This is a genomic window from Pelagibius sp. CAU 1746 (assembly GCF_039839785.1).
In the GTDB taxonomy this organism is placed as follows: domain Bacteria; phylum Pseudomonadota; class Alphaproteobacteria; order Kiloniellales; family Kiloniellaceae; genus Pelagibius.
Map to the genome: position 1 here is coordinate 2058275 of NZ_JBDOQT010000001.1, position 23686 is coordinate 2081960.

General features: G+C 66.6%; 21 protein-coding genes. 12 read left to right on the plus strand and 9 right to left on the minus strand.

The features are described 5' to 3' along the window. Positions 1-6 precede the first annotated feature (6 nt). The 7 genes from AAFN88_RS09690 (at position 7) to AAFN88_RS09720 (ending at position 6417) form a co-directional block, all read left to right on the plus strand. Positions 7-975, plus strand: a complete 969-nt coding sequence (locus AAFN88_RS09690; RefSeq protein WP_347520089.1) for an ABC transporter permease — start codon at positions 7-9, stop codon at positions 973-975. 5 nt (positions 976-980) lie between these two features. Continuing rightward, entirely contained in the window at positions 981-1991 is a 1011-nt protein-coding gene (locus tag AAFN88_RS09695; RefSeq protein WP_347520090.1) for an ABC transporter ATP-binding protein, read from the plus strand. Then, positions 1984-3048, plus strand: coding sequence for an ABC transporter ATP-binding protein (locus tag AAFN88_RS09700; RefSeq protein ID WP_347520091.1), 1065 nt, complete (start codon positions 1984-1986; stop codon positions 3046-3048). The genes AAFN88_RS09695 and AAFN88_RS09700 overlap by 8 nt, the downstream gene beginning before the upstream one ends. 29 nt (positions 3049-3077) lie before the next feature. Further along, the gene (locus AAFN88_RS09705; protein ID WP_347520092.1) at positions 3078-4262 is read left to right on the plus strand and encodes a M20 aminoacylase family protein; all 1185 of its coding nucleotides are present in this window, start codon (positions 3078-3080) and stop codon (positions 4260-4262) included. A gap of 145 nt (positions 4263-4407) precedes the next feature. Continuing rightward, positions 4408-4959, plus strand: coding sequence for a PAS domain-containing protein (locus tag AAFN88_RS09710; RefSeq protein ID WP_347520093.1), 552 nt, complete (start codon positions 4408-4410; stop codon positions 4957-4959). 102 nt (positions 4960-5061) lie between these two features. After that, positions 5062-5769: a rhomboid family intramembrane serine protease gene (locus AAFN88_RS09715; RefSeq protein WP_347520094.1), complete on the plus strand. Its 708-nt coding sequence runs from the start codon at positions 5062-5064 to the stop codon at positions 5767-5769. Positions 5770-5898: 129 nt separating this feature from the next. Next, a complete protein-coding gene (locus AAFN88_RS09720) occupies positions 5899-6417 on the plus strand; it encodes a hypothetical protein (protein ID WP_347520095.1) in 519 nt (172 codons plus the stop codon). Positions 6418-6420: 3 nt separating this feature from the next. Here AAFN88_RS09720 and AAFN88_RS09725 read toward each other — a convergent pair whose 3' ends face one another. The 3 genes from AAFN88_RS09725 to AAFN88_RS09735 are packed head-to-tail and all read right to left on the minus strand — an operon-like array spanning position 6421 to position 10014. Beyond that, the gene (locus tag AAFN88_RS09725; RefSeq protein ID WP_347520096.1) at positions 6421-7386 is read right to left on the minus strand and encodes an ABC transporter permease; all 966 of its coding nucleotides are present in this window, start codon (positions 7384-7386) and stop codon (positions 6421-6423) included. Further along, on the minus strand, positions 7383-8330 hold the full coding sequence (locus AAFN88_RS09730; RefSeq protein WP_347520097.1) for an ABC transporter permease: 948 nt from the start codon (positions 8328-8330) through the stop codon (positions 7383-7385). Before AAFN88_RS09730 ends, AAFN88_RS09725 begins: the two co-directional genes overlap by 4 nt. 7 nt (positions 8331-8337) lie before the next feature. Next, positions 8338-10014 (minus strand): peptide ABC transporter substrate-binding protein, encoded by a 1677-nt coding sequence (locus tag AAFN88_RS09735; protein ID WP_347520098.1) that lies wholly within the window; start codon positions 10012-10014, stop codon positions 8338-8340. Positions 10015-10195: 181 nt separating this feature from the next. Between AAFN88_RS09735 and AAFN88_RS09740 the strand changes: the two genes are divergently transcribed. Both AAFN88_RS09740 and AAFN88_RS09745 read left to right on the plus strand, forming a co-directional pair. Beyond that, the gene (locus tag AAFN88_RS09740; protein WP_347520099.1) at positions 10196-11335 is read left to right on the plus strand and encodes a site-2 protease family protein; all 1140 of its coding nucleotides are present in this window, start codon (positions 10196-10198) and stop codon (positions 11333-11335) included. A gap of 19 nt (positions 11336-11354) precedes the next feature. Continuing rightward, on the plus strand, positions 11355-12014 hold the full coding sequence (locus tag AAFN88_RS09745; RefSeq protein WP_347520100.1) for a hemolysin III family protein: 660 nt from the start codon (positions 11355-11357) through the stop codon (positions 12012-12014). A gap of 124 nt (positions 12015-12138) precedes the next feature. Here the strand turns inward: AAFN88_RS09745 and AAFN88_RS09750 are convergent, their stop codons facing one another. The 4 genes from AAFN88_RS09750 to AAFN88_RS09765 form a co-directional block, all read right to left on the minus strand. Next, positions 12139-13920, minus strand: a complete 1782-nt coding sequence (locus AAFN88_RS09750; protein WP_347520101.1) for an adenylate/guanylate cyclase domain-containing protein — start codon at positions 13918-13920, stop codon at positions 12139-12141. 174 nt (positions 13921-14094) lie between these two features. Next, complete coding sequence (locus tag AAFN88_RS09755; RefSeq protein WP_347520102.1) at positions 14095-14916, minus strand: NYN domain-containing protein; 822 nt, start codon at positions 14914-14916, stop codon at positions 14095-14097. A gap of 63 nt (positions 14917-14979) precedes the next feature. Further along, complete coding sequence (locus tag AAFN88_RS09760) at positions 14980-15966, minus strand: TAXI family TRAP transporter solute-binding subunit (RefSeq protein ID WP_347520103.1); 987 nt, start codon at positions 15964-15966, stop codon at positions 14980-14982. 138 nt (positions 15967-16104) lie between these two features. Further along, on the minus strand, positions 16105-16671 hold the full coding sequence (locus AAFN88_RS09765; protein ID WP_347520104.1) for a hemerythrin domain-containing protein: 567 nt from the start codon (positions 16669-16671) through the stop codon (positions 16105-16107). 304 nt (positions 16672-16975) lie between these two features. On the opposite strand from AAFN88_RS09765, the gene AAFN88_RS09770 reads away from it, so the two are divergent. Further along, the gene (locus tag AAFN88_RS09770; RefSeq protein WP_347520105.1) at positions 16976-18271 is read left to right on the plus strand and encodes a polyhydroxyalkanoate depolymerase; all 1296 of its coding nucleotides are present in this window, start codon (positions 16976-16978) and stop codon (positions 18269-18271) included. A gap of 43 nt (positions 18272-18314) precedes the next feature. Here AAFN88_RS09770 and AAFN88_RS09775 read toward each other — a convergent pair whose 3' ends face one another. Then, positions 18315-18923: a methyltransferase domain-containing protein gene (locus tag AAFN88_RS09775; RefSeq protein WP_347520106.1), complete on the minus strand. Its 609-nt coding sequence runs from the start codon at positions 18921-18923 to the stop codon at positions 18315-18317. Positions 18924-19894: 971 nt separating this feature from the next. Here AAFN88_RS09775 and AAFN88_RS09780 point away from each other — a divergent pair. Next, positions 19895-20599 carry a ParA family protein gene (locus AAFN88_RS09780; protein ID WP_347520107.1) on the plus strand — a complete coding sequence of 235 codons (705 nt, stop codon included), beginning with the start codon at positions 19895-19897 and terminating at the stop codon, positions 20597-20599. Position 20600: 1 nt separating this feature from the next. Continuing rightward, on the plus strand, positions 20601-22601 hold the full coding sequence (locus AAFN88_RS09785) for an SPOR domain-containing protein (RefSeq protein ID WP_347520108.1): 2001 nt from the start codon (positions 20601-20603) through the stop codon (positions 22599-22601). A 198-nt stretch (positions 22602-22799) separates the two neighbouring features. On the opposite strand, the gene AAFN88_RS09790 is transcribed toward AAFN88_RS09785, so the two are convergent. Next, the gene (locus tag AAFN88_RS09790; protein WP_347520109.1) at positions 22800-23675 is read right to left on the minus strand and encodes a division plane positioning ATPase MipZ; all 876 of its coding nucleotides are present in this window, start codon (positions 23673-23675) and stop codon (positions 22800-22802) included. Between the last annotated feature and the right edge of the window lie 11 nt (positions 23676-23686).

The following is a 23686-nucleotide window of genomic DNA, read 5'->3' on the forward strand; positions in this document are numbered from 1 at the left end:
GGGCCGATGACTGCCGGCGAGAACCAGCAAGCAGGCGTGCGGGTGGGCTTCGCGGCGCACCTCGCGGATGGGGTCAGGCGCTTCTTCCACAGCGATCTTTGGCACTCCTTCACCCGTTCGCCTGTGGTGATGATCTCCGCGGTCATCACCGTGGCGTTCGTCGCCTCCGCGCTTTTCGCGCCGCTGGTGGCGCCTTACGATCCCTTCGACCTTGCCTCCATCGACCTGCTCGATTCCGAGATTCCGCCCGTTTGGATGCAGGGCGGCGATCCGCGCTTCCTGCTGGGCACCGACGACCAGGGCCGGGACATTCTCTCGACCATGATCTACGGCTCGCGCATCTCGCTCGGCGTCGGCTTCGCCTCGGTGCTCTTCGCCATGGTGCTGGGGGTCGGGCTCGGCCTGCTGAGCGGCTATCTGGGCGGCACTTTGGACGCGATCATCATGCGCATCGCCGACGTGCAGCTCACCTTTCCGGCGATCCTCATCGCCCTGCTGATCGACGGGCTTTCCCGTACCGTGCTGCCGCGCGATCTGCACGGCGAGATCTGGTTCTACGTACTGGTTCTGGCCATCGGCCTGTCGTTCTGGGTGCAGTACGCGCGCACCGTGCGCGGCTCGGCCATGGTGGAACGCAGCAAGGAATACGTCCAGGCCGCCCGGGTGATCGGCATTCCGCCGCTGCTCATCATGCTGCGTCACGTGCTGCCCAACGTCATGGGACCGGTCCTGGTGATCGCCACCATCAACCTGGCCATCGCCGTGATCACCGAGGCGACGCTGTCCTTCCTGGGGGTCGGCGTGCCGCCGACCTCGCCCTCGCTGGGCACCCTGATCCGCGTCGGCAACGATTTCCTTTTCTCCGGGTCGTGGTGGATCACCATCTTCCCCGGCGCCGCGCTCGCCATTCTGGTGCTGGCCGTCAACCTTTTGGGCGACTGGCTGCGCGACGCCCTGAACCCCAAGCTGCGGTGACGGGCATGAGCGAGACCGGAACCAACCAGCCGCTGCTCCGGGTCGAGAACCTGCGCGTCGAGATTCCCGGCCGCCGCGGTACCCTGGTGGCCGTCGACGACATCTCTTTTTCGATCGGCGAGGGCGAGGTGCTGGGTGTGGTCGGCGAGTCCGGCGCCGGCAAGTCGCTGACCGGCGCCGCCGTCATCGGCCTGCTGGAGCCGCCCTGCCGCATCGGCAGCGGGCAGATCCTCTTCGACGGCCGGCGCATCGACAACCTGCCTTACGAGAAGCTGCGGCGCATCCGCGGGCGCCACATCGGCATGGTCTTCCAGGATCCGCTGACCTCGCTGAACCCGCTCTACACCGTCGGGCGGCAGCTCACAGAGACCATCCTCACCCATACCGACCTCAGCGAAAAGGGCGCGCGCAAGCGCGCCATCGAGCTGCTGCAGGAAGTCGGCATCCCGGCGGCCGAGCGGCGCATCGACCAGTACCCGCACGAATTTTCCGGCGGCATGCGCCAGCGGGTGGTCATCGCGCTCGCGCTCTGCGCCAACCCGCGGCTCATCATCGCCGACGAGCCGACCACGGCGCTGGACGTGTCGATCCAGGCGCAGATCATTACGCTGCTGAAGCGGCTCTGCCGGGAGCACGGCGCCGCCGTCATGCTGGTGACCCACGACATGGGCGTGATCGCCGAGACCGCCGACCGGGTCGCGGTGATGTATGCCGGGCGCATCGTCGAGATCGGCCCCGTGGCCGACGTGGTGCTGCGCGCCCGGCATCCCTATACCGAGGGCCTTATGGGCTCGATCCCCCTGGTTGGCCACGATGTCGAACGCCTGACCCAGATCGACGGCGCCATGCCGCGCCTCAACGCCATTCCGACGGGCTGCGCCTTCAATCCGCGCTGTCCCAAGGCCTTCGACCGCTGCCGCCAGGCGCGCCCGGAGCTGGCGCCGGTGGGCGGCGAAACGGAGGCGGCCTGCTGGCTCTATGGAGAAGTATCCGAACGGAGCGGCACCGATGGCTGAGGCGCGCGCAGTCGAAGCGACGCAGGACGTCCTGGTCGAGGTCGAGGGGCTGGCCAAGCTCTTCGACGTTTCGCCGCCGTTGCTGAACCGGCTGTTGCAAGGCCAGAAGCGCGTTCTTCTGACGGCGGTCGACGACGTTTCCTTCAGGATTCCGCGCGGCAAGACTTTCAGCCTGGTCGGCGAATCGGGCTGCGGCAAGTCGACGGTGGCGCGCCTGGTGGTCGGGCTCTACGGGGCGACGCGCGGGCGCATCTTCTTCGAGGGCGTGGACATGGCCGGCGTCACCGAGCGTGCCGAGGCGACCGCCCTGCGCAAGCGCCTGCAGATGATCTTCCAGGATCCCTACGCCAGCCTTAATCCGCGCTGGCGGGTGGCCGACATCATCGCCGAGCCGATCCGCGCCCATAAGCTCATCTCGGGACGCAGCGCCATCGCCGCGCGGGTCGGCGAACTGCTGGAGCAGGTCGGCCTCTCGGCGGCCGACGGCGAGAAGTTTCCGCACGAGTTCTCCGGCGGCCAGCGCCAACGTATCTCCATCGCCCGCGCGCTGGCCAGCAATCCGGAATTCCTGGTCTGCGACGAGCCGACCTCGGCCCTCGACGTCTCGGTGCAGGCGCAGATACTGAACCTGATGAAAACCTTGCAGCGCGAGCTGGGTCTGACCTACCTCTTCATCAGCCACGACCTCGCCGTGGTCTATCACATCTCCGACTACGTCGGCGTCATGTACCTGGGCCGCCTGGTCGAATGGGGCGAGGCCAAGGCCCTGTTCCGCCGCCCGCAACATCCCTATACGCGCATGCTGCTGGACGCCATCCCGGACCTGGAGATGACCGGGCGTGCGCGCATCCCCGTGGCCGGCGAGGTGCCGAGCCCCATCGCGCCGCCCAGCGGCTGCCATTTCCACCCGCGCTGCCCCTTCGCCGAAGAGCGCTGCCGCCGCGAGGCGCCGCGGCCCTTGGCGACGGCGGCGGGTGAGGTATCCTGCCACGCGGCGGCCGAGGGCCGGCTGCCGGAGGTGGAGCGGGCGGGCCCGCCCGCCGCGACCGAAACCTGAACACAAGCGCCTGTAGGAGAGTCACGCCCATGGCCGTCATCAACCGCATCGCCGAGTTCCACGAAGAGATCAAGGGCTGGCGCCGCGACATCCACGCCCATCCGGAGACCGCCTTCGAGGAGGTGCGCACCGCCGACTTCGTGGCCGAGAAACTGGCCGAGTTCGGCATCGAGGTGCATCGCGGGTTGGCCACCACCGGCGTGGTCGGCGTGCTGGACGGACAAAGCAACGCCTCCGGGCGCGCCATCGGCCTGCGCGCCGATATGGACGCCCTGCACATCCAGGAGCTCAACGGCTTCGACCACCGCTCCCGCCATGACGGCAAGATGCACGCCTGCGGCCACGACGGCCACACCGCCATGCTGCTGGGCGCGGCCAAATACCTCTCCGAGACCCGCAACTTCGACGGCCGCGTCGCCTTCATCTTCCAGCCTGCCGAGGAGAACGAGGGCGGCGGCCGGGTCATGGTGGAGGAGGGTCTCTTCGAGCAGTTCCCGGTGGAAGCGGTCTACGGCCTGCACAACATGCCCGGCATGCCGGTGGGCACGGTGTCGCTGCGCAGCGGCCCGGCCATGGCGGCTTTCGATATCTTCGAGATCGTGGTGACCGGCAAGGGCACCCACGCGGCCATGCCGCAGCTCGGCATCGATCCGGTGGTGACCGGCGCGCAGATCGTGACATCGCTGCAGACCATCGCCAGCCGCCGCACGGCGCCGCTCGATTCCGTGGTGGTCAGCGTGACGCAGTTCCATGCCGGCGATACCTGGAACGTGATCCCGGAGACCGCGGTCATCCGCGGCACCGTGCGTTCCTTCAAGAAGGAAACCCAGGACCAGATGGAGCGCGACATCGACCGCATGGCCCGCGCCATCTGCGAGTCCCAGGGCGCGACCATGACCCTGCGCTACGAGCGGCGCTACCCGGCGCTGGTCAACTCGGAAACCGAGACGGCCATTGCGGGCGCCGTGGCCGCCAAGGTGGTGGGCGAGGACAAGGTGGTGATGGGCGCCGAGCCGCTGATGGGCTCGGAGGATTTCGCCTACATGCTGGAGGCCAAGCCCGGCTGCTACGTCTGGCTGGGCAACGGCACGGAGGGCGGCCCCGGCGGCTGCGCCGTGCACAACCCGCACTACGACTTCAACGACGAGATTTCCGTGGTCGGCGCCAGCTATTGGGCGACCTTGGTGGAGCAGACCCTGCCGAAGTCAGCCTGATTATCGCCGTGAAAGCTGAATCCGGTCGTTGCCGCGCTTTGGGAAAGAGGTAAGCTACGCATTGGAGATATCGGGCACTGAAGGCTGGCCGCGCCGCTTTCCAGCCGGGTATCTTGCTTCTCTCGGCCCCTGCCGGAGACGTCGGATGAGCGAGAAACCGCAAGACCGCAGCTATACGGCCGAGGCAGCGCCGCTGTCGGCGCTGTCGCACCCGGACCACATCTGGTTTTTCGAGTATTGGCGGGCGCGCAAGCCGGCAGATGGCCTGCCGGGCCGCCACGACATCGACCCTGCCGACTTCCCCAAGCTGCTGCCGCGCGTCGCCATGATCGCGGTCGAGGCCGCCGAGGGTGGTTTCCGCTACCGCTATCGCCTGGCGGGGACCGAGATCGTCTCGCGGGCCGGGCGCGACCCCACCGGCAAGACCTTCGACGAGCTCTACCAGGGCGACTACCTGAAGTCGGCCCAGGCGCTCTACGACGAGTTGCGCCGGTCGAAGGAACCGCACTTTTCCGAGCGGGTCTTCCCCATCGGCGACGGCGAGAGCTTCCTGCGTTACGACCGCCTGATCCTGCCGCTGGCCGGCGACCACCGGAACGTGGACCAGTTCCTGCTGCTCATCGTGGTGGTGGAGCAGCGCGGCAGGGTCCGCCGGGAAGGCAGCTTCGAGCGGGCCGGGCGCTCGAGGTCCCGCTGATCCCGCTAAGTAGTGTAGAAGACCCGCCTTTTCCCTTGCCCCGGCGCTGGCGAGAGGTCACATCAAAGGGGCTTTTCCTCGGTGGAGCCGATTGCGCCCCAGATGTCCGCCCAGCCCGACCCTTCCCAAGACGACCGTCAGGGACCGCCGCCGCCGCGTTTCGGGGGCCGCGAGCCGGCGTTCAATCTGCCGCCGGGCACGCTGTGGCTGACCCTGGCGGTGCTGGCCGGTTTTGCGCTGCAGAACATCCTGGAGGGGCCGGCCTGGACCTCGTTCATGTCGGCGCTGGCTTTCGTTTCACCGGTTTTCTGGCCCCCGGGCAGCGACCTGCCGAGCCTCACGGCGCTGCCGTCGCTGGTGACCTATGCCTTCCTGCACGCCGACTTCATGCACCTGGCGCTGAACCTGGGCTTCTTTCTGGCCTTCGGCAGCTTCGTGGAGCGCCACCTGGGCCTGATCCGCTACCTGCTGCTCTTCGCGTTGACCGCCGCGGCGGGCGCGCTGGCGGAGTTCTGGTTCCGCGGCGCCGAGCCGGTGGCCCTGATCGGCGCCTCCGGAGCCGTCTACGGCATGACCGGGGCGGCCATGCGCTTCATGTTCGCCAGCGGCCAGCCCGGCCAGCGCCGCCGCGCCCTGGCCTTCGTCGGGGTCTTCATGGGCCTCAACTTGGTCTTCGGCATCTCCGGGCTGGGCGATTTTCTGGCCGGGGCGCAGGTCGGCTGGAAGGCCCATGCCGGCGGTTTCATCGCCGGGGCCGTCCTCTCCTACCTGCTGGCGCGCCGCCGGTCCGGCCTGCACGGCCCGGCCTAGGCTCCCCCTCACTTCCCCCCTTTGCGGTTTGACGGCAAGGGACCGCTCTTAGTACCTTCCCCCGGCACAGAATCCCGGCCTGCCCGCCAATGCGGGGCAGCCGGCCGTCAGTTCGACAGAGGGGGTACGATGAAGGGGCTTCGATGGAGCGCAGGCGCGCTCGCCGTCGCGGGTGTGGTGCTGGCGACCGCCGGCTGTGGCGGGCCGCGCGGTTACTACGAATCCGGCCCGCCCCGGGTGCCCGCCGGCGGCACCTTCGCCATCGAGCCGGGCCAGGAGGTCGTGGTCTACGGCGTGCGCTCCAAATACTGCGGCATGACGCCGCCGACCTTCGAGATCGCCAGCCAGGAAATGTTCAGCGGCGAGGGCTCGCAAGGCCCGGCCACGGGGCAGGTCTACGACGCCGGCATCGGCCAGCGCGTCAGCGTGCCCTGCGGCGGCAGCGTGCCGGTGCGCGCCATCGGCTACCGCGCGCCCGAGGGCTTCGAGGGCGAGGTGGCTATGGTGTTTTACGGCGTCGACCAGGCCACGGTGACCGTGGCCCTGCCGGAGCCGGAGCCTGAGGAAGAGCCCGAGGCAGAACCGGAAGCCGAGACGGAACCCGAAGCGGCGCCGGAGGCTGAGCCTGCGCCGGAACCTGCCAGCTAGCGCTCAGTCCTCGCCTTGCAGGGCGCGCGGGTCGAGCGCGTCCTGCAGACCGTCGCCCAGGAAATTAAAGGCGATGACCGTGAGGAAGATCAGCGCCCCCGGGTAGATCGCCAGTGCCGGGGCGTCCCAGATCAGCTCCTGCGCCGAGGTCAGCATGTTGCCCCAGGAGGGCAGCGGCGGCTGGATGCCGAGGCCCAGGAAGCTCAGCACCGATTCCAGCAGGATGATGCCGCCGATCGACAGCGTCGTGGCGACGATGATCGGCGAGACCACGTTGGGCAGGATGTGCACCAGCATGATGCGCGGCGCGGAGGCGCCCAGCGCTTCGGCGGCGCGCACGAACTCCCGCGTCTTCATCGACAGGGTGGCGCCGCGTACCAGGCGCGCCACGGTGGTCCAGCCGACCAGCGCGATGAGGAAGACGATGCGGTAGAGACTGATGCTCTCCGAAGTCACCAGGCCCTGGGGCAGGCCGATCTTGCCCAGGTCGATGGCTGCCAGGATGATCAGCAGCGGCAGGATCGGCAGGGCGATGACGCCGTCGGTGAAGCGCATCAGCAGGGCGTCCAGGCGCCCGCCGTAGTAACCGGCGGCGAGCCCCAGCAGCGTGCCGATCACCGCCGCGCAGAGCGCTGCGGCCAAGCCCACCACCAGCGACACCTGGCCGCCGTAGAGCAGGCGCACCAGAAGATCGCGGCCCAGCTCGTCGGTGCCCAGGGGATGGGCGGGCGAGGGCGGCTGCTTGGCGTTGAAGAGATCGACCAGGTTGCCGTCGACGTCCAGCAGCGCCTCCACCAGCGGCGCGGCGGCGGAGGCCAGCGCCAGCAGGATCAGGAAGGCGAGGCTGGCCACGGCCAGGCGGTGGCGCAGGAAGCGGCGCCAGAAGATCCGCCGCACGGTCAGCGCCGCGCCCTGGGCGTGGGCGGCTTCGGCGGCCAGCAGGCCCCGGGGCTGCGGTGTCTCCATCATTGGTACGTGATCCTGGGGTCGAGCCAGCTATAGGCCAGATCGGCCAGCAGGTTGGCCAGCAGGGTGGTCAGCGTCGCCAGCAGCAGGCCGGCCAGGGCGACGTTATAGTCGTTGCCGATGACCGCGTCGAAGATCGTCTTGCCCATGCCCAGATAGGCGAAGATCTGCTCGGTGATCAGCGCGCCGGAGAAGAGGTTGCCCATCTGCAGCGCCAGTATGGTGATCACCGGGATCATGGCGTTGCGCAGCACGTGGCCCAGCACCACCTGGCGGCCGCTGAGACCCTTGGCCAGCGCCGTGCGCACATAGTCCTGGCGCAGGGCCTCTATGGCGGCGGCGCGCATGAAGCGGATGACGCCGCCCACCGTGGCAATGGTCAGCGCCATCACCGGCAGCGCCAGGTAGCGCAGATCGGCCCAGAAGTCCCGGCCATCGCCCATGCCACCGGCGGGCAGCCAGCCCAGGGTGACGGCGAAGAGGATGATCAGCAGGATGGCGAGCCAGAAAGGCGGCACCGAGATGCCGGCGAAGGCGATGAGGTTGATGGCGTGGTCGACCGGGCTCTGCGGGCGCGTCGCGGCGTAGATCCCTGCGGGCAGGGCGATGGCCAGGGCCAGCAGGAAGCTGAGCCCCATGAGGACCACGGTGTTGCCCAGGCGCGGCAGCAGGATATCAAGGGCCGGCTGGTTGTAGAGCCGCGAATAGCCGAAGTCGCCGGAGAGAGCGTTGCCGAGCCAGGCCAGGTAGCGCTCGAGGATCGGCCGGTCGAGGCCGTAGATGGCGCGCAGGCGCTCGGCCTCCGCCGGGGTCATCTCCGGGTCGGAGAAGATCATGATGTCGATGGGATCGCCCGGCATGAGGCCGATGAGCCAGTAGATCACCAGCGACATGACGGCCAGCACAAAGAGCGATTCGATCAGCCGCCGGGCGAGATAGGAGAGCATGCTTCGCTCAGCGCCCCTCGACGCTCCACTCCTCGACCCACAGCGTCGAAGAGGCCTGCTGTCCCGTCGGGCGCAGGCCCTTCAGCCATTTCGGCAGGATGTAGGGATTGGCGCGCCAATAGAGCGGGATCACCGGCACCTCCTCGGCATAGATCTCCTGCAGGCGGTGCCACATCTGCTCGCGCTTGGAACGGTCGAGCTCCAGGTTGATGGCTTCGATGAGCTCGTCCATCTCGGCGTTCCTGAAGCCGGTGTAGTTCTGCCCCGACCAGCCGTTTGCCTCGGTGGGAATCTCCTCGGAATGCAGGGTGGAGCGCGGTACGTTCTCCGGCGACGAGCCCCAGGCGAACATGGCGAGGCCGGTGAAGCGGCGTTCGTGCACGGTCTGGCCGAAGAACACGCGCGGCGGCTCGTTGCGCACGCGCACGTCGATGCCGAGCTGTTTCCACTGGCTCTGCAGCACCTGCTGCACCAGCTCGCGCACGCGGTTGCCGGCGGTGGTCATGAACTCGAGCTGCAGGGTCTCCCCCGCCGCGTTGTGGCGCAGGCCCTGCTTCATCTCACTCCAGCCGGCGGCCTCCAGCAGCTCGGCGGCCCTGGCCGGATCGTAGGGATAGGTCTTCACGTCCTCGGAATAGACCCAGTCCAGCGGCGAGACGCTGGTGTGGGCGACCGGCTGGCGGCCCTCGAAGAGGCGCTCGTTGATGGCCTCGCGGTCGATGCCGTAGAGCAGCGCCTGGCGTACCCGCTTGTCGGCCAGGATCGGGTTGTCGAGCATGACGTCGATGTGCTCGTACAGCAGCCCCGGCTTGTAGATGACATCGAAGCGGTCGCCGTGGCGTTTCTCGAAGGCCAGCGCCTGGTCGAGGGTGAGGCCCAACTCGCCGGAGATCATGTCGATGTTGCCGGACAGCAGGTTCGCCTCCAGCGCCGTCGTCTTCTCGATGATCAGCACGGTGATGCGCGTGAAGGCGGGGGCTTTGCCCCACCAGGTCTCGTTGGGCTCCAGCACCACGCGCGAGCCCGGGACGACCTCGGTGATGCGGTAGGGGCCGTAGTAGAGCGCCTTGTCGGTCGGGTCGGTGTCGAAGGTGGTGCGGTTGCGGTAGTCCTCCGGCGCCGTGTCGAAAATCGGCTCTTCGATGTGCGCGGGCAGGATGCGGAAGTCGTTGATCGCCGCATACTCGAAGGAGATGCGGTCGGCGTGCAGGACGAAGGTCTTGTCGTCGATCACGTCGATGGCGTGGATACGCTTGTAGAGCTCCAGGTTGCCGATGCCGGCGGTGGGATGGCGCCCCGCCTTCCAGGTGAAAAGCACGTCCTTGGTGGTGACCGGCGTACCGTCGCCCCAGGTGGCGTCGGGCCGCAGGCTGTAGGTGAGGGCGATGCCCCGCCCGTCGCCCGCGCCCTCGACGCCCGGCGGCAGGTCTTCGGGCACCGCCGTTCCCGCTTCGATCGACGGCAGCTCGGTGCAAAGCATGCAGATCAGCTCCCACTGCTGATCGTAGACCGTCATCGGCCGGCGGGTCATGGAGGCGACGTAGGATTTGGCGACCGAGGGCTCGCGGCTGGGATGCAGGGTGGTGGGATACTGGGAGATGCCGATGCGCAATTCTTCGGCGGCGGCGGGCGGCCACGCAAAGGCGGCCAGCGCCAGGAAGAACGTCAGTATCAGCTTGCGCATGCCTTTTCCTCTCCGCCCCCTGGCGATTCCGGGACTCCATCCTAACCGACAGGCGCGGCGCCGCGAAGGGGCTGTGGGACCCCCTCGGCGCCGCAAGGGATTGGTTGGAAATCACCTTTCGGTGATTATATGGAGAATTGAGAGCGCAAAGGCGCTGCACGGCAGGAGAAATGGTCTCGGGATGAACGGACGCGGCATCACCCTTTTCGAACTGCTCGGCTTCAAGATACGGGTCGACATCAGCTGGATTTTCCTCGCCCTGCTGGTGACCTGGTCCCTGGCCAAGGGCGTCTTTCCGGCCTGGTACGCGGACGAGGGCCTGAGCCAGGCGGCCTTCTGGTGGATGGGCATCGCCGGTATGGCGGGCCTGGTCTTCTCCCTGATCTTCCACGAGCTCTCGCACTCCCTGGTGGCGCGGCGCTACGGCCTGCCGATCAAGGGCATCACCCTGTTCATCTTCGGCGGGGTCGCCGAGATGACCGAGGAGCCGAAGAGCGCCAAGGTCGAGTTCTGGATGGCCATCGCCGGACCCATCGCCAGCTTCTTCCTGGCGCTGGCCTTCTGGCTGCTGGCCGGTTTGGGCCGGGCGCAGGGGCTGCCGGTGCCGGTCACCGGCGTGCTGGGCTACCTCGCCTTCATCAACCTGCTGCTCGGCGGTTTCAACCTGATCCCGGCCTTTCCCATGGATGGCGGGCGGGTCTTGCGCGCCGCCCTGTGGCACTGGCGCGGCGACTTCCGCCAGGCCACCCGCATCGCCTCGGGCGCCGGCAAGGGCTTCGGCATGGCGCTGATGCTGCTGGGGCTGCTCAGCGTGGTGACCGGCAACTTCATCGGCGGCATGTGGTGGTTCCTCATCGGGCTCTTCGTGCGCGGCGCCGCCGAGGCCTCCTACCAGCAGATGATCACCCGCCGCCTCTTCGAGGGTGAGCCGGTGCGCCGTTTTATGACCCACGAAACCGTCGCCGTGCCGCCGGATCTGCCGCTGGCCGCCTTCGTCGAGGACTACGTCTACGAGTACCACTACGACCTCTTCCCCGTGGTCGCGGAGGGCCACCTCCTCGGCGCCATCTCGGCGCGCCAGGTGAAGACGGTGCCGCGTGAGGCCTGGCCCTACCGCCGCGTCGACGAACTGATGGCGCCCTGCACCGAGGAGAACACCGTCGACCCCGGCATGGACGCCATCGAGGCCATGGCCCTGATGCGCCGCACGGGGGCCAGCCGCCTGATCGTCGCCGTCGGCGACCGGCTGGTCGGCATCGTGGTGCTGAAGGACATGCTGGAACTGTTCAGCCTGAAGATGGACCTGGAGGGCCAGGGCTAGCATATCGTCGGACGGGGACATGGCCGAGAGCTACATTACGCACCCGCAGTACAGCCGCGCCGAGCGCGTCGCCGACGGCGTGGTTCACGTACTGGGCCTGGTCTTCGGGCTGGCGGCGGTCGTCTCCCTGGCCATCGCCGCCTGGCCCAGCAACGATCTGTTGCTGCACTTGGCGCTGGCGCTCTACGGCCTGGGCCTGCTGGCCATGCTCGGCTGCTCGGCGCTCTACAATCTTTCCAATCATGGCCGCTGGAAAGCGGTGTTCCGGCGCCTCGACCACGCCGCTATCTTCGTGATGATCGCCGGGACCTATACGCCCTTCATGGTGGTGGTGCTGGGCGACGCCTGGGGCTTAGGCCTGCTGGCCTTTGTCTGGGGTGTGGCGCTGGCCGGCGTGGCGCTGAAGCTGTTCTGGCCGAACCGCCTCGACCGCCTCTCCGTCGCCGCCTACCTGCTGCTCGGCTGGAGCATCGTGGTCGCGGCGGGGCCACTGCTGAGCGCGATTTCCGTGCCGGGACTGGTGCTGCTGGCCGTCGGCGGCGGGCTCTACAGCCTGGGCGTGGTGTTCCACCTCTGGCAAAGGCTGCCCTATCAGAACGCCATCTGGCACGCCTTCGTCCTGGCCGCCGCGGCCTGCCATTTCACCGCCGTGCTCAGCGAGGTGGCGATCGCCGGGTGAGGCAGGGCGACACATCGCTGTGGGCTTCAAGACCGGTTTCCGATCCTCCCCTCGGAGAGACCGGCGGCTCTCAAGGGTGGTCGGTCGCGCTTCAACCCTTGGGGGCGTTCGTGCCCAGGGTCGTCTATTCAGGAAACCCCGCCTTGTGCAGGCCCTCGAGGAAATGTTCGGCGTCTGAGGCAAGCCTGTACCGGCTGGCACGCTCCAGCGCCAAGTCCCGAGATGTGTAACGCGCGGACTCGTCAACGCCTGCTAGATCCCGCTGCTCGCAGCCGACGAACGCGTCGAGTTCCGTGCGGGCCTCGTCCTTGCGGTTCAGATATGCCAAGCAAGCAGCGAGGTAAGCATGACCTGGACGAAGCTGGGGACGGATCTTGCGGATGGCCCGCACCGCCGCTTCGTAGTCGCGACCGGAATAGAGCGCCAACCCCTCAAACCAGAAATACCAGCTCGGTGGAATCGGGTTCAAGCGCATAGCATCCCTGATCAATTTGAGGGCCTCCTCCCAACGGCCGAAATAGACCAGAATGTTGGCTCTGAAAGCGATCGCGTCGGCGTCGTTGGGGTTTAAGGCAACAGCGCGCTGGAACTCCATATCAGCTTCCGCATCCTGCCTGTGCTGGAAAAAGATGTAACCGAGGACCGCATGAGGCAAACCGTCGTATTCGTCGAGGGTCAAGGCACGCTGCGCCGCCTCGAAGGCCTCGTCCAGTGGCTTGTTCTGCCAATCCGCGAACACGTCCCAAACATCGGTCGCGGCGAGTAGTCCATGGGCTTGGGCGTATAACGGGTCGAGCTCGATGGCTTTGCGGAACTCCTCGCGCGCCACCACGTTTTCAATCCGGGTGAATCGCCGGAACCGCATGAGCCCCAGCAATAGGTGGTCATAAGCGGTCATGTTCGATGTCTGCTTGCGCCGGGCGCGCTCCGCGTCGGCCTCCGCCAGCCGACCCGGCAGTATCGAGACGATGGTCTGAGTGATCTCGTCCTGCAGCGCGAAGATATCCACCAGCTCGCGGTCGTAACGGTCGGCCCAGAGGTGGTTGCCGCTCGCCGCGTCGATGAGCTGCGCCGTTACCCGAACGCGATCGCCGGCTTTGCGTACGCTCCCCTCTACGACATAACGGACATTCAGGTCCGCTGCCACGTCCTGAACCTTGCAGTTGCGTCCCTTGTAGGTGAATGAAGAATTGCGAGCGATGACCAACATGCTGCGAAACCGAGCAAGCTCAGTAATAATGTCTTCAGTGATTCCGTCCGCAAAATACTCCTGCTCGGCGTCTCCGCTCATGTTCTCGAAGGGCAGAACGGCGATGGACGGCTTGTCGTGCGTGGTTCTCGGTTCAGCCACCCCTAGTGGCGGTGAGACGCATGGCGCCGGAGCAGTGGTCGACCAATGCCAAGTTCGCACAGGGAGCGAGATATTCTTGAGTGCCACCTCTTCGCCGCCAATGAATTCCGCATCAACCTTGCTACGCACCTGCTGGAAAGCGGCATCAGATAAGCAGATGCCATTCGGCTCGGCGATCTCTTGCAATCTCGCAGCGACGTTAACTCCGTCGCCGTAAAGGTCGTCACCGTCGACGATGATGTCGCCCACGTTGACCCCGATACGATATTCGATGCGATGTTCCGGGCGCTCGACGGCATTTGCCGCCACGACCGCAGTCTGCGCTTCCACCGCCCATTCGGCAGCGCTGACGACGCTCGGAAACTCCAATAGCAGGCCGTCACCCATCAGCTTGACGATGCGCCCACCGTAGTCCTCGATCATAGGAGCCACCAGCTCTTGGTAGCGGGCCTTGAGGCGGGAATGGGTGCCGGCCTCGTCTGCCTGCATGAGCCGAGAGTAACCCACGACGTCTGCCGAAACGATCGCCGCCAATTTCCGTTGCTGGCGCGCCATCACTGGCCTCTCGTCTGTTGGCCTGTACTTGGAGGCTAGGCTTCTAGTACGACCGGGGCAATGGTCGAATCGAACTCCCGTTCATGGAATTTCTGCGCAACGCATGCGCGATAGGCGGCCGCCCGAGGTTCCGCCGACAGCGGGTATCGGCGCCATTTCGACCATGCTTGCCCTCTAATCCAGCAGGCGGGTGATGATGTAGCCGCCGGACTTTTCGTCGTGCTGCAGTTCCAGCAGCTTACGGTCCTCGGCCTCCTCCAGCAGCTGCCCGAAGGAACGGAAGCCGTGGTAGCTCTCGCTGAAGCCGGGCTTGCGGCGCTTCAGGGTCTGCTTGACCATGGAACCCCAGACCTTTTCCTGCTGGCCGCGTTCCTTGAACAGGTCGTCGATGACCTCGGTCACCAGGTCGAAAGCCTCCTGCTTCAGCATTTCCTCGCTGCTGGGTTTTTTCTTGGCCGTGCTCTTCTTGGCACTGCGCCGGCGCTTGGCCTTCTGCTGCTTGTCCGACTCGCGGATCAGGTCGTCGTAGTAGATGAACTCGTGGCAGTTCGCGGTCAGCAGGTCCGAGGTCGAGTTCTTCACGCCGACGCCGATCACCGTCTTGTTGTTCTCGCGCAGCTTCGAGACCAGCGGCGAGAAGTCGGAGTCGCCGGAGATGATGACGAAGCTGTCGATGTGCGGCTTGGTGTAGCAGAGGTCCAGCGCGTCGACGACCAGGCGGATGTCGGCTGAGTTCTTGCCGGAGACACGCACGTGGGGAATCTCGATGAGCTCGAAGGCGGCCTCGTGCATGGGCGCCTTGAATTCCTTATAGCGCGCCCAGTCGCAGTAGGCCTTCTTGACGACGATATCGCCCTTCAGCAGCAGGCGCTCCAGCACCTTGGCGATATCGAAGGCGGCGTACTTGGCGTCCTTGACGCCCAGGGCCACGTTCTCGAAGTCGCAGAAGACGGCCATGTTCTGGGCCATGTTCTGAGTGGTGTCGCCTTCGCTCATAGTGCTCTCCGCCTTTGCTGTGCCGCCGGACCGTGCTGATGGGATCATAGGGCGCTATGGGCCTCACAGCCAGCCGCGTTCCCTGTAGTAGCGCAGCGCCCCCTCGTGGAGCGGTGCGCTGAGCCCGTCGGTGATCATCCGCTCCGGCATGAGATGCTGAAAGGCCGGATGCATGGCGCGGAAGGCGCTGAAGTTCTCGAAAACCGTTTTGGTGAGGGCATAGACGGTGTCGGCGTCGATCCTGGCGGAGGTGACGAGCGTCGCCCTGACGCCGAAGGTCTGTACGTCGCGGGGGTTGCCGGCATAGAGGCCGCCGGGGATCTCCATGCGGGAATAGAAGGGGTACTTCGCCACCAGGATGTCGATGGGCCGGCCCGAGACCTCGACCAGGACGGCGTCGCAGAGCCGCACCGCTTGCTCGACCGAGTCGTTGGGATGGCCGACGATGTAGATCATGGCCTGGACCCGGTCGTGGCACAGCGCCAGGGACTGCTGGCTGGCCGGCAGTTCCTCGGCCAGGGTGAAGGTCGATTTTTCCCAGCCCATGGCGAGCATGACGATTTCCATGGTGCCGCGCTGGCCGGAACCCGGATTGCCGATGTTGACCCGCTTGCCGGCCAGGTCCTGCAGGCGGGCGATTTCCGCGTCGCGCCGGGCGACCAGGGTGAAGGGCTCGCCGTGGACCGAGAAGAGCGCCCTCAGACCGGAATCCGGTTTGTCGGCGGAGAAACCGCCGGTCCCGTTCAGGGCATGGTACTGCCAGTCCGACTGGACCACCGCGAAGTCCAGCTTGCCGGCCCGCAGGTCGCGCAGGTTGGCAATGGAGCCGGCGGTCGGCAGCGCGCTGCAGGCCGGCACGGCGTCTTGCGAGCCCTGCGCCAGCAGGCGGCAGAGCGCGCGGCCGACCTGGAAGTAAACCCCGGCGCGGCTGCCCGTGCCGATGGTCACGCTGGGCTCGGCCGCGCGGGCCGGCGGGCTGGCGGCGCCGGCCGCCATGGCGGCGAGGACGGTTGTGAAAATCAGGCTGCGGGCGAGCGTGCGGGGCCTCATGCGCCTGGCCTCCGAGAATCTCATTTTTGATAATGAAGTCTGCTGCTTACGAAATCTCCGGTGAGCGGCAAACTGTCAGTCAGACCCTAACAAAGCCTGAAGGAGATTTCGATGGGCAGGCCGAAAAAAGACGGGGGGTCAGGCGCCGCTGGGCAGATTACTGTCCCAGGCGACGATGTCTTCGAACAGGGCGTCGAAACGTTCGTCCTCGCGGATGTCGAACAGGGGGTCGGCAACCGGCGCCGATTGGGCGGCCAACTGGCGCCAGTCCTCCGGCGTCAGGGCGCGCTGTGCGGCGGGGAAGAAATGCTTCTCCTCCATCATGATGTGGTGGCGATAGGCTTTCAGGAAATCGCCGGCCGCGCCGGTCAGTTCGTCCCGCTCCATGGGAACGTCCTGTTCCACGGCCTCCAAAGCGGCAGCGAAACGCTCGGTCGCCTGGGCCAGCTTGCGGTGCTCGCCCCGCAGGTCGCCCAGGGCCTCCGCGGTCGCCGGATCGCGCGCCTTCAGACGTTCGAAGACCAAGTCCTCGCGCGGGTGATGGTGCAGGTCGGGGTAGGTGCGGCAGTAATGCAGGACGCCGTCGGCAATCTGGAAATCCAGGGTGCCGCCCTCGCCGAAGGCGTCGACCTGGCGTTCCAGGGCGTCGAGGAGCTTGGTCAAGCGGGAATGGTCGCTGCGCAGTGCATCTATGATGCTGGCCATTTCTTCCACCTCGGGTCGGGATGAAGCTTCCCGGTTGAGCTTCGCAGCGAAGCGCCGGAACTGTCCGAAGAGGGTATTTTTGCCGCTTTGCCAAGGCATTGACCTGCGTCAAGCGGGGCCGGGGGGCATCGGGAAGGGGCGTGACTTTTTGCTTCGCGCGAAGTGGGGGGAATGCTAATGTTTTGCTGCGTCGCAACATGAGCTGTCAGGATGGCGCGGTGCGGAGCGGCGGTGCCGGTTCAGCGCAAAAAACAAGGCAGCACAGTGGGAGTGCCCTACAGGGTGCGCCAACTCTGGGGACCGAGTGACCTTGCTTTACCACGCTTACGAGATGACTCATGCTGCAGTGCAGCCTTTGCGTCTGCAGTCGGACGCACTGCGCCGTTTCTACCGCAGCGCCTTTAATCCTGTCGCCTATACGCCCGCAGGTAAGGCCATGGCGGCGGCCTGCGAAGTCTTCGAGAACGTGACCCGCCGCTACCGCAAGCCGGAGTGGGGCATCGACGAAACCAAGATCTTCGGTTTGCCCGTGAAGGTCGAACCGGAGGTGGTGCATTCCAAGCTGTTCTGCGACTTGCTGCACTTCAAGCGCGATGAAAGTGCGGCCGGCAAACGCTACGATCCGAAGGTGCTGATCGTGGCGCCGCTGTCGGGGCACTATGCGACGCTGCTGCGCGGCACGGTCAAGGCGATGCTGCCGGAACACGACGTCTACGTGACCGACTGGCGCGACGCCCGCGTGGTGCCGCTGATGTACGGCGGCTTCGACCTCGACGATTTCATCGATTATATCATCGAGTTCCTGCAGTTCATCGGACCCAACACCCACGTGATCGGCGTCTGTCAGCCGTCGGTTCCGGTCCTGGCCGCGGTGGCCGCCATGGCGGCGGCCGACGATCCGATGCAGCCCGCCTCCATGACCCTCATGGGCGGGCCCATCGACACGCGGCGCAATCCGACGGTGGTGAACGAGCTGGCCGCCTCGCGGCCGCTGTCATGGTTCGAGCAGTCGGTGATCCACATGGTGCCCTACCCGAACCCCGGCGTCATGCGGCGCGTCTACCCCGGTTTCGTCCAGCTTTCCGGCTTCATGACCATGAACCTGGAGCGGCACATGGACGCCCATGCCGATCTGTTCCGCCACCTGATCGAGGGCGACTGCGACTCCGTGGAGCAGCACCAGAAGTTCTACGACGAGTATCTTTCGGTCATGGACCTGACGGCGGAGTTCTATCTGCAAACGGTGAAGACCGTGTTTCAGGACCACGCCCTGCCGGAGGGCCGGATGATGCATCGCGGCGAACCGGTCGATTGCCGCAAGATTCGCAAGACGGCCTTGATGACCGTCGAGGGCGAGTTGGACGACATCTGCGGGCTGGGCCAGACCGAGGCGGCGCATGATCTCTGCGTCAACATTCCCATCGACGACCATTACCACTATGTGCAGCCCGGCGTCGGTCACTATGGCGTATTCAACGGCACGCGCTGGCGCACGGAGATCCAGCCGCGGGTGCGTGAAATGATCCGCACGACGGACTTTAAGCGGCGCATTCAGGCCAAGCCGGCCCGCATCATTCGCCGCGTCGACGCCGCGGAGTGACCTTCGGCGGGTTTCCCGGAAAAGGAAGCGCGAAGAGGCTGCGTCAGGCGCTTTGCTGTGTTTGCAGACTGACGCGCTGCGGCACGCGGTAGCGCCACACGCTGGCCGGCGGGATGTTGTCGACCACCCAGTTGATGCGCTCCGCCTGTAGTCCCAGCCGGGTCAGGATGCGCCGCGACACGGGCGAAGCCGGGCCGTAGGTGAATTGCAGCAGCACGCCGTCTTCCTGCAACGCCTCGACGGCCTCTGCGATGATGCGCAGGCAAACGCGATCGGGGATGGAGAGCAGCGGCAGGCCGGAGACCACTGCCTTTACCGGGCCGATGCCCGCATCACGCAGCAGCCGGCGCAGTTCCGCGGCATCGCCCTGCAGCAAGGTGACCTCGGGGAAGCGTGCGGCGATGACACGGGCAAAGCCGGGGTCGCGCTCGACCACGGCGATGCGGTTGCTGGGAACGCCGGCTTCCAGAAGCGCGGCGGTGATGTTGCCGGTGCCGCCGCCCAGCTCGACCACGGTGCCGGGGGCTTCCAGGTCGATGCCGGCCACCATGGCACAGGCTAGGCTGCGGCCGCTGGGCACGACCGCGCCCACCGCCTTGGGATTCTGCAGCCAGCGCCGCAGAAATCCGAGGTTGCGCCGCAGGGGCGCCAAGAGGGGCGGCTCTAGGGGCATAGGGGCTCGGTTGTCATCGAAGTGGCGGCCATCGTCGCGGGTCCGTCTGGCGGCGTCTGACCGCGCACCATCCGGCGACTCCGACACCGCACTGTTCTTCGATTGTATATGGAGAGCGGCCCTCTGCGCACAAGTGTTTATGATAGGGCTGCCAAGCGGAAGCGCTCCGAAGGGAAAGCCGGGCTTTCCCTTCGGAGCGGTCTGGGTAGAGACATCTTTGTTCCCCGGCGCAGACGGCGCGAAGGTTCGGCGGTCAAGCTTCTATGTCGACCGACTGTCCCCGGTTGGGCTCCGGATAGGGGAACCGCGGGGGAGGGTCCTTCGGCGCCGCGTCCACCGGGCGCGGCGTTTCCGCTTTGGCCCCGGCGGCGACCTCCTGGGTCTTGCCAGCGGTCTCTGCGCCAGTGTTGGCGAGAGGCACCGGGGCTGGTTGGATCTGCATCGTATCCTCCATTCAATCCAGGCATATAATCAGCCAGGTACAATAATATTTGCGGAAGTTTAAGTAAAGGTATAAATAAAAAGCAGTTTTATTCTAATTTATATTATACTTGAGTAAAATTTTATCTACTTTCTGGCGCCTGTCATGCCGTCTCTCATCAATTTTCGATTATTTTCTTTGCCGGTATCCTGGCGCGGACGCCGGCCTGGCCCCGATTTGATCGTCTTCGAATAAGTGTCTTTCCGGGTATTTTTATCTCAGGTTGCGTTGCGCAAAGCCCGCGGCGCAGGGTAAGAAGGAATCTGGAAGTGATTTTTACCGCAAGACCTGTAACATCGCCTTCCATTGATACGCTATATATAGTAGAAATTAACTAATTGTTAACTTTCGCTGCTGGGCATTGAGGCTTAGTCTTCGGTGTCGGACGTGATCGGAGCCACTGGCGCTGCGTCGGGCCGCAGTGTGCCAAGTATAGTTGGCTCCCAGAGAACTTCGGGGGGCAAGCAGGTTGAAGGTTTTGGTTGTTGCGTCTCAGAAGGGTGGCTCGGGCAAGACCACCCTCGCCGGGCATCTGGCTGTCCAGGCGGAGATGAGTGGAAGCGGGCCGGTCGGCCTCATCGATGTGGACCCCCAGGGCAGTCTGGCCGACTGGTGGAACGAGCGCACGGCGCCGAACCCCTTCTTCATACAGACAGCAGTGCCGCGGCTGGCCGACGACATCAGGGAACTGGCCGCCCATGGCATGGAACTGTTGATCATCGACACGCCGCCGGCGCTGACCGCGACCATCGCCGATGTGATCCGCGTTGCGGACCTGGTGGTTATCCCGACCCGGCCCAGCCCGCACGACCTGCGTTCCATCGGCGCGACCATGGAACTGGTGGAACATCTGGGCAAGCCGCTGGTCTTCGTCGTCAACGGGGCTGCCGCGCGGGCCCGTATCACCAACGAGGCCGTGACCCTGCTGTCTCAGTACGGCCCCCTGGCGCCGTCGATCGTCCACCAGCGCGTGGATTTCGCGGCGGCCATGATCGATGGCCGCACGGTGATGGAACTGCCCGGCGAGTCCCGCTCCGCCGACGAGATCGCCGAACTGTGGAGCTATCTGCAGGATCGCCTGGAAGGGGGCGGAATGCGGCGGCGACGCTTGCCGTCGATCCCCGGTCCCGTGGCGGCCATGACCCTGCAGACCAAGGCCGAGGGCAGGGCCTGAGATGACCCAGCACAAGGCCGCCTCGTTGACGAGCAATCTCTTCGCGCGCAAAGGCAGGGCTTCGCCTGCCAGCCTCCTGATCGCGGAAATCGAGGGCGCCCCCCTGGAGGAGCGGAAACTCAAGCCGAAGCGCGCCGCCGAGGGGGTGCGCAGGATGAATCTCAGCGCCGCCGCGAGAAAGGCCAAGGAGCCCGAGGAACTGCCGCTGCTCGCCTTCGTCGAGGCGCAGGCGGGAGAGCGCGAAAACGACGGCGTCCAGGGAACGCAGACCGCCGAGCCCCGTGAGCCGGAGGAGAAGGCGGAGCGGACCGCTGCCGTGCCGGTGGCCGAAACGGCGGACGAGCCGAGTCCGCCCGCCAGCCTGCTGGATCGCGGTGCGAGGGCGCTGCGCCAGGCGAACGGGCGGCGCCCTGCGCTGGGAGATTCGGCGCCGGACGAGGCGGAGGGGGAAGCGCAGTTGTCTCCTGCACCCGCTCCAGCCGAGGATTCCGCCGCCGCCGGCAACGGCGATGCCGCCTCAGGAATGGACGCCGGGCCCGAGCCCGAAACCGTCTCCGGTGACGAGAATGTCGCGGCCATCGAGGACGTGCCACGGGACGATGAGGACGAGCCCCAGACTGATGGGTGCCAGACCGTCGGGGATCAGGCCGCCGAGGCCGAGGTCTCGGGCCGGACTGGGGCGGAGTTGGCGGCCGAGCAGGACGGCTCCGAGGAGATCGAGGCCGAAGAGCCGGGCGCGCCACAGACGGATGGGACGCCGGAGGCCTTGAAGCCGGGGGCCGCCCCCGTGAGGCCCGCGGTGTCTCAGAAGCTCGGCACCGAGGCCGCGCTCTCGGCCACGGTAGCGCTGCGCCAGGCGGCGGCTCTACGCGCCACGCCCATGCCGCGACCGAAGCCGCAGACGCCCGAGGCCGCGACCGCGGCGCCACCTCCGAAGCCGTCGGGCGTGGCGCTGCCTTGGCGCAGCGCCGCGGTGGTGCTGCTCGGGGCCGCCCTGGGGCTGGGCAGTTACATCGCGTTCTCCGGCGCCCCCGAAGTGCCGCCGGTCGAGACGCCTGCGGCCGAAGTTCCGTCGAACGGGACGGCGGCGAACGGGACCGAGGCGAATGGGACGGCGGCGAATGGGACGGCGGCGAATGGGACAGGAGCGGCGGTTCGATTGGCGGATGTGCCTGACGCGATCCCGCTTATGGGGGAATCCGCTCCGGCAGGGGCCGCCGCGCAGGCTCCGGAACCCTCCTTCGACGTCATCCGCATCGAGCCCGATGGCCAGTCCATCATCGCCGGCCGTGCGACACCGGGCAGCGAATGGATCCTGCTCAATAACGGCGAGCCGATCGCCAGCGTGCAGGCCGATGCCAACGGCGAATGGGTGGTGTTGCCCGATGCCTCGCTGGTGCCTGGGGCCAACGCCTTCAGCCTCGTGCCCAAGACGGAACGCGGCAAGGTTGCCATTCCCGCACCGGCGGAGCGGGAGAACCTCTCCGAGCAGCCCGCGCCCGGCGTGCCGGCCGCGCCGCAGTCGAGCGGCGGCGCCGGCGCCGCCGTGACGCCGCGGGAAACATCCGAGGCGGATGTCGGCGTGGCCCTTCCGCAACCGAAGCCGGCGGTTCGCGGCGACAGGCTGATGCCGAACGCCCGGCTATCGCGGGACGGCGACTTCGAATTGCAGGTGGCTTCGGTGCGCCAGAGTGCCGCTGCGGAGCGCGAGCGCCTCCGTCTCGCGGCGGCTTATCCGAACCTCCTGGGCGCCCTGGAATTGCGGGTCCAGGAAGCCAGCGTCGACGGTGCCGGCACCTTCTTCCGTGTGCGCAGCGGCACCATCGCCGACCTCGGCGCGGCGCGCGAGGTCTGCCGCCGCCTGGAAGCCGAGGGACAGGGCTGTCTCGTGGTACGCCGCGCGCTGCCGGGTGAAGAGCCGCAAACCGAGGTGGTGCGGGACGATCCGGAGGATCCGGCGGGGGGCCACAGGGCCCCGGAGCAACAGGCTCAACGCCCCTGATCGCTAGATCGGATCACGATTAGGCGGAACCACAATGTGGTTCTGCCTAATCGTGTGAATCCGATCTATTTCAAAGGCATAGAGCAGAGTCACAGGGCCGGTGGATCGCCTTGGGCGATCCCAGCCGACCCTGATCTGCTCTAGGTCCGGCCGGCCGTCTCTTGCGCGAGGCGCCCGCGGCGGCCGCAGGCCGCGCCCTCAAGCGGGTTGCGACTCGAAGAGGCCGATGGCGGACAGCAGGTCTTGAATCTCCTGCCGCGCCGCGGCATGGCTGCTGGTTTCGAGCGCGCCCTTGTCTCGGCCGCGCGCTTGACCACGCGCCTGGCCGCCGGCCTGATGGGGCAGGTCCAGGGCGGTGAGCCCCTTCATGAAGAGCTCGCGAAAGACCACCCGCTCGCTGATCCCGGGGGCGGTGCGAAACCCGATACGCTTGGCCAGCAGATCCAGCAGGGCCGAGATCTCGCGCATGTTGCGGGCCTCGATGTGGGCCAGGCGGTTGCGCAGGACGACCCAGTCGATCGGCGGGCGGCCGGTGACCACGCGCTGATTGTTCTGCTCCCAGACCAGTTGGCTGTAGACGCTGGGCGCTTCGACCTCGCGGCGTTCGCGATTGATCTGCGCGAGCACCCCGATGTCCAGGAAGCTGTCGTTCAAGGGCGTGATCAAGGTGTCGGCGCGATTGTGGCCCAGCCGGCAGAGGTAGGTGTCGCTGCCCGGCGTGTCGACCACGACGAAGTGACAGTCGGCCAGGTCGTCGAAAGCGTCCTGCAGCCGGCCCGCCTCGTCCGCTTCGGCGGCGGCGCGTTCGCCCGACGTGGAGCGTTCTATGGCGCGGTGCTTCGGCAGTTCCAGCCCGCGGCCGAGCTGTTCGGCATAGCTGGCGCGGTTGCGTACGAAGGCGCTGAGCGTCCCTTGGCGGGCGTCGAGATCGATGGTGCCGACCCGGAAGCCCAGCTTCATCAAAGCGACGGCGAGATGGACGGCCGTCGTCGACTTGCCGGTGCCGCCTTTCTCGCTGCCGATCACGATGACGTAGGGCACCGCCTCTTCCGGCCGGTTGCTGCTGCGTTGCATCTCCACGATGC

What these genes read in the sequence shown, in the direction of transcription:
- AAFN88_RS09690 (WP_347520089.1), top strand. Translation starts at nt 7, where the DNA reads ATGACTGCCGGCGAGAACCAGCAAGCAGGCGTGCGGGTGGGCTTCGCG.
- AAFN88_RS09695 (WP_347520090.1), top strand. Translation starts at nt 981, where the DNA reads ATGAGCGAGACCGGAACCAACCAGCCGCTGCTCCGGGTCGAGAACCTG.
- AAFN88_RS09700 (WP_347520091.1), top strand. Translation starts at nt 1,984, where the DNA reads ATGGCTGAGGCGCGCGCAGTCGAAGCGACGCAGGACGTCCTGGTCGAG.
- AAFN88_RS09705 (WP_347520092.1), top strand. Translation starts at nt 3,078, where the DNA reads ATGGCCGTCATCAACCGCATCGCCGAGTTCCACGAAGAGATCAAGGGC.
- AAFN88_RS09710 (WP_347520093.1), top strand. Translation starts at nt 4,408, where the DNA reads ATGAGCGAGAAACCGCAAGACCGCAGCTATACGGCCGAGGCAGCGCCG.
- AAFN88_RS09715 (WP_347520094.1), top strand. Translation starts at nt 5,062, where the DNA reads ATGTCCGCCCAGCCCGACCCTTCCCAAGACGACCGTCAGGGACCGCCG.
- AAFN88_RS09720 (WP_347520095.1), top strand. Translation starts at nt 5,899, where the DNA reads ATGAAGGGGCTTCGATGGAGCGCAGGCGCGCTCGCCGTCGCGGGTGTG.
- AAFN88_RS09725 (WP_347520096.1), bottom strand. Translation starts at nt 7,386, where the DNA reads ATGATGGAGACACCGCAGCCCCGGGGCCTGCTGGCCGCCGAAGCCGCC.
- AAFN88_RS09730 (WP_347520097.1), bottom strand. Translation starts at nt 8,330, where the DNA reads ATGCTCTCCTATCTCGCCCGGCGGCTGATCGAATCGCTCTTTGTGCTG.
- AAFN88_RS09735 (WP_347520098.1), bottom strand. Translation starts at nt 10,014, where the DNA reads ATGCGCAAGCTGATACTGACGTTCTTCCTGGCGCTGGCCGCCTTTGCG.
- AAFN88_RS09740 (WP_347520099.1), top strand. Translation starts at nt 10,196, where the DNA reads ATGAACGGACGCGGCATCACCCTTTTCGAACTGCTCGGCTTCAAGATA.
- AAFN88_RS09745 (WP_347520100.1), top strand. Translation starts at nt 11,355, where the DNA reads ATGGCCGAGAGCTACATTACGCACCCGCAGTACAGCCGCGCCGAGCGC.
- AAFN88_RS09750 (WP_347520101.1), bottom strand. Translation starts at nt 13,920, where the DNA reads ATGGCGCGCCAGCAACGGAAATTGGCGGCGATCGTTTCGGCAGACGTC.
- AAFN88_RS09755 (WP_347520102.1), bottom strand. Translation starts at nt 14,916, where the DNA reads ATGAGCGAAGGCGACACCACTCAGAACATGGCCCAGAACATGGCCGTC.
- AAFN88_RS09760 (WP_347520103.1), bottom strand. Translation starts at nt 15,966, where the DNA reads ATGAGGCCCCGCACGCTCGCCCGCAGCCTGATTTTCACAACCGTCCTC.
- AAFN88_RS09765 (WP_347520104.1), bottom strand. Translation starts at nt 16,671, where the DNA reads ATGGCCAGCATCATAGATGCACTGCGCAGCGACCATTCCCGCTTGACC.
- AAFN88_RS09785 (WP_347520108.1), top strand. Translation starts at nt 20,601, where the DNA reads ATGACCCAGCACAAGGCCGCCTCGTTGACGAGCAATCTCTTCGCGCGC.
- AAFN88_RS09790 (WP_347520109.1), bottom strand. Translation starts at nt 23,675, where the DNA reads ATGCAACGCAGCAGCAACCGGCCGGAAGAGGCGGTGCCCTACGTCATC.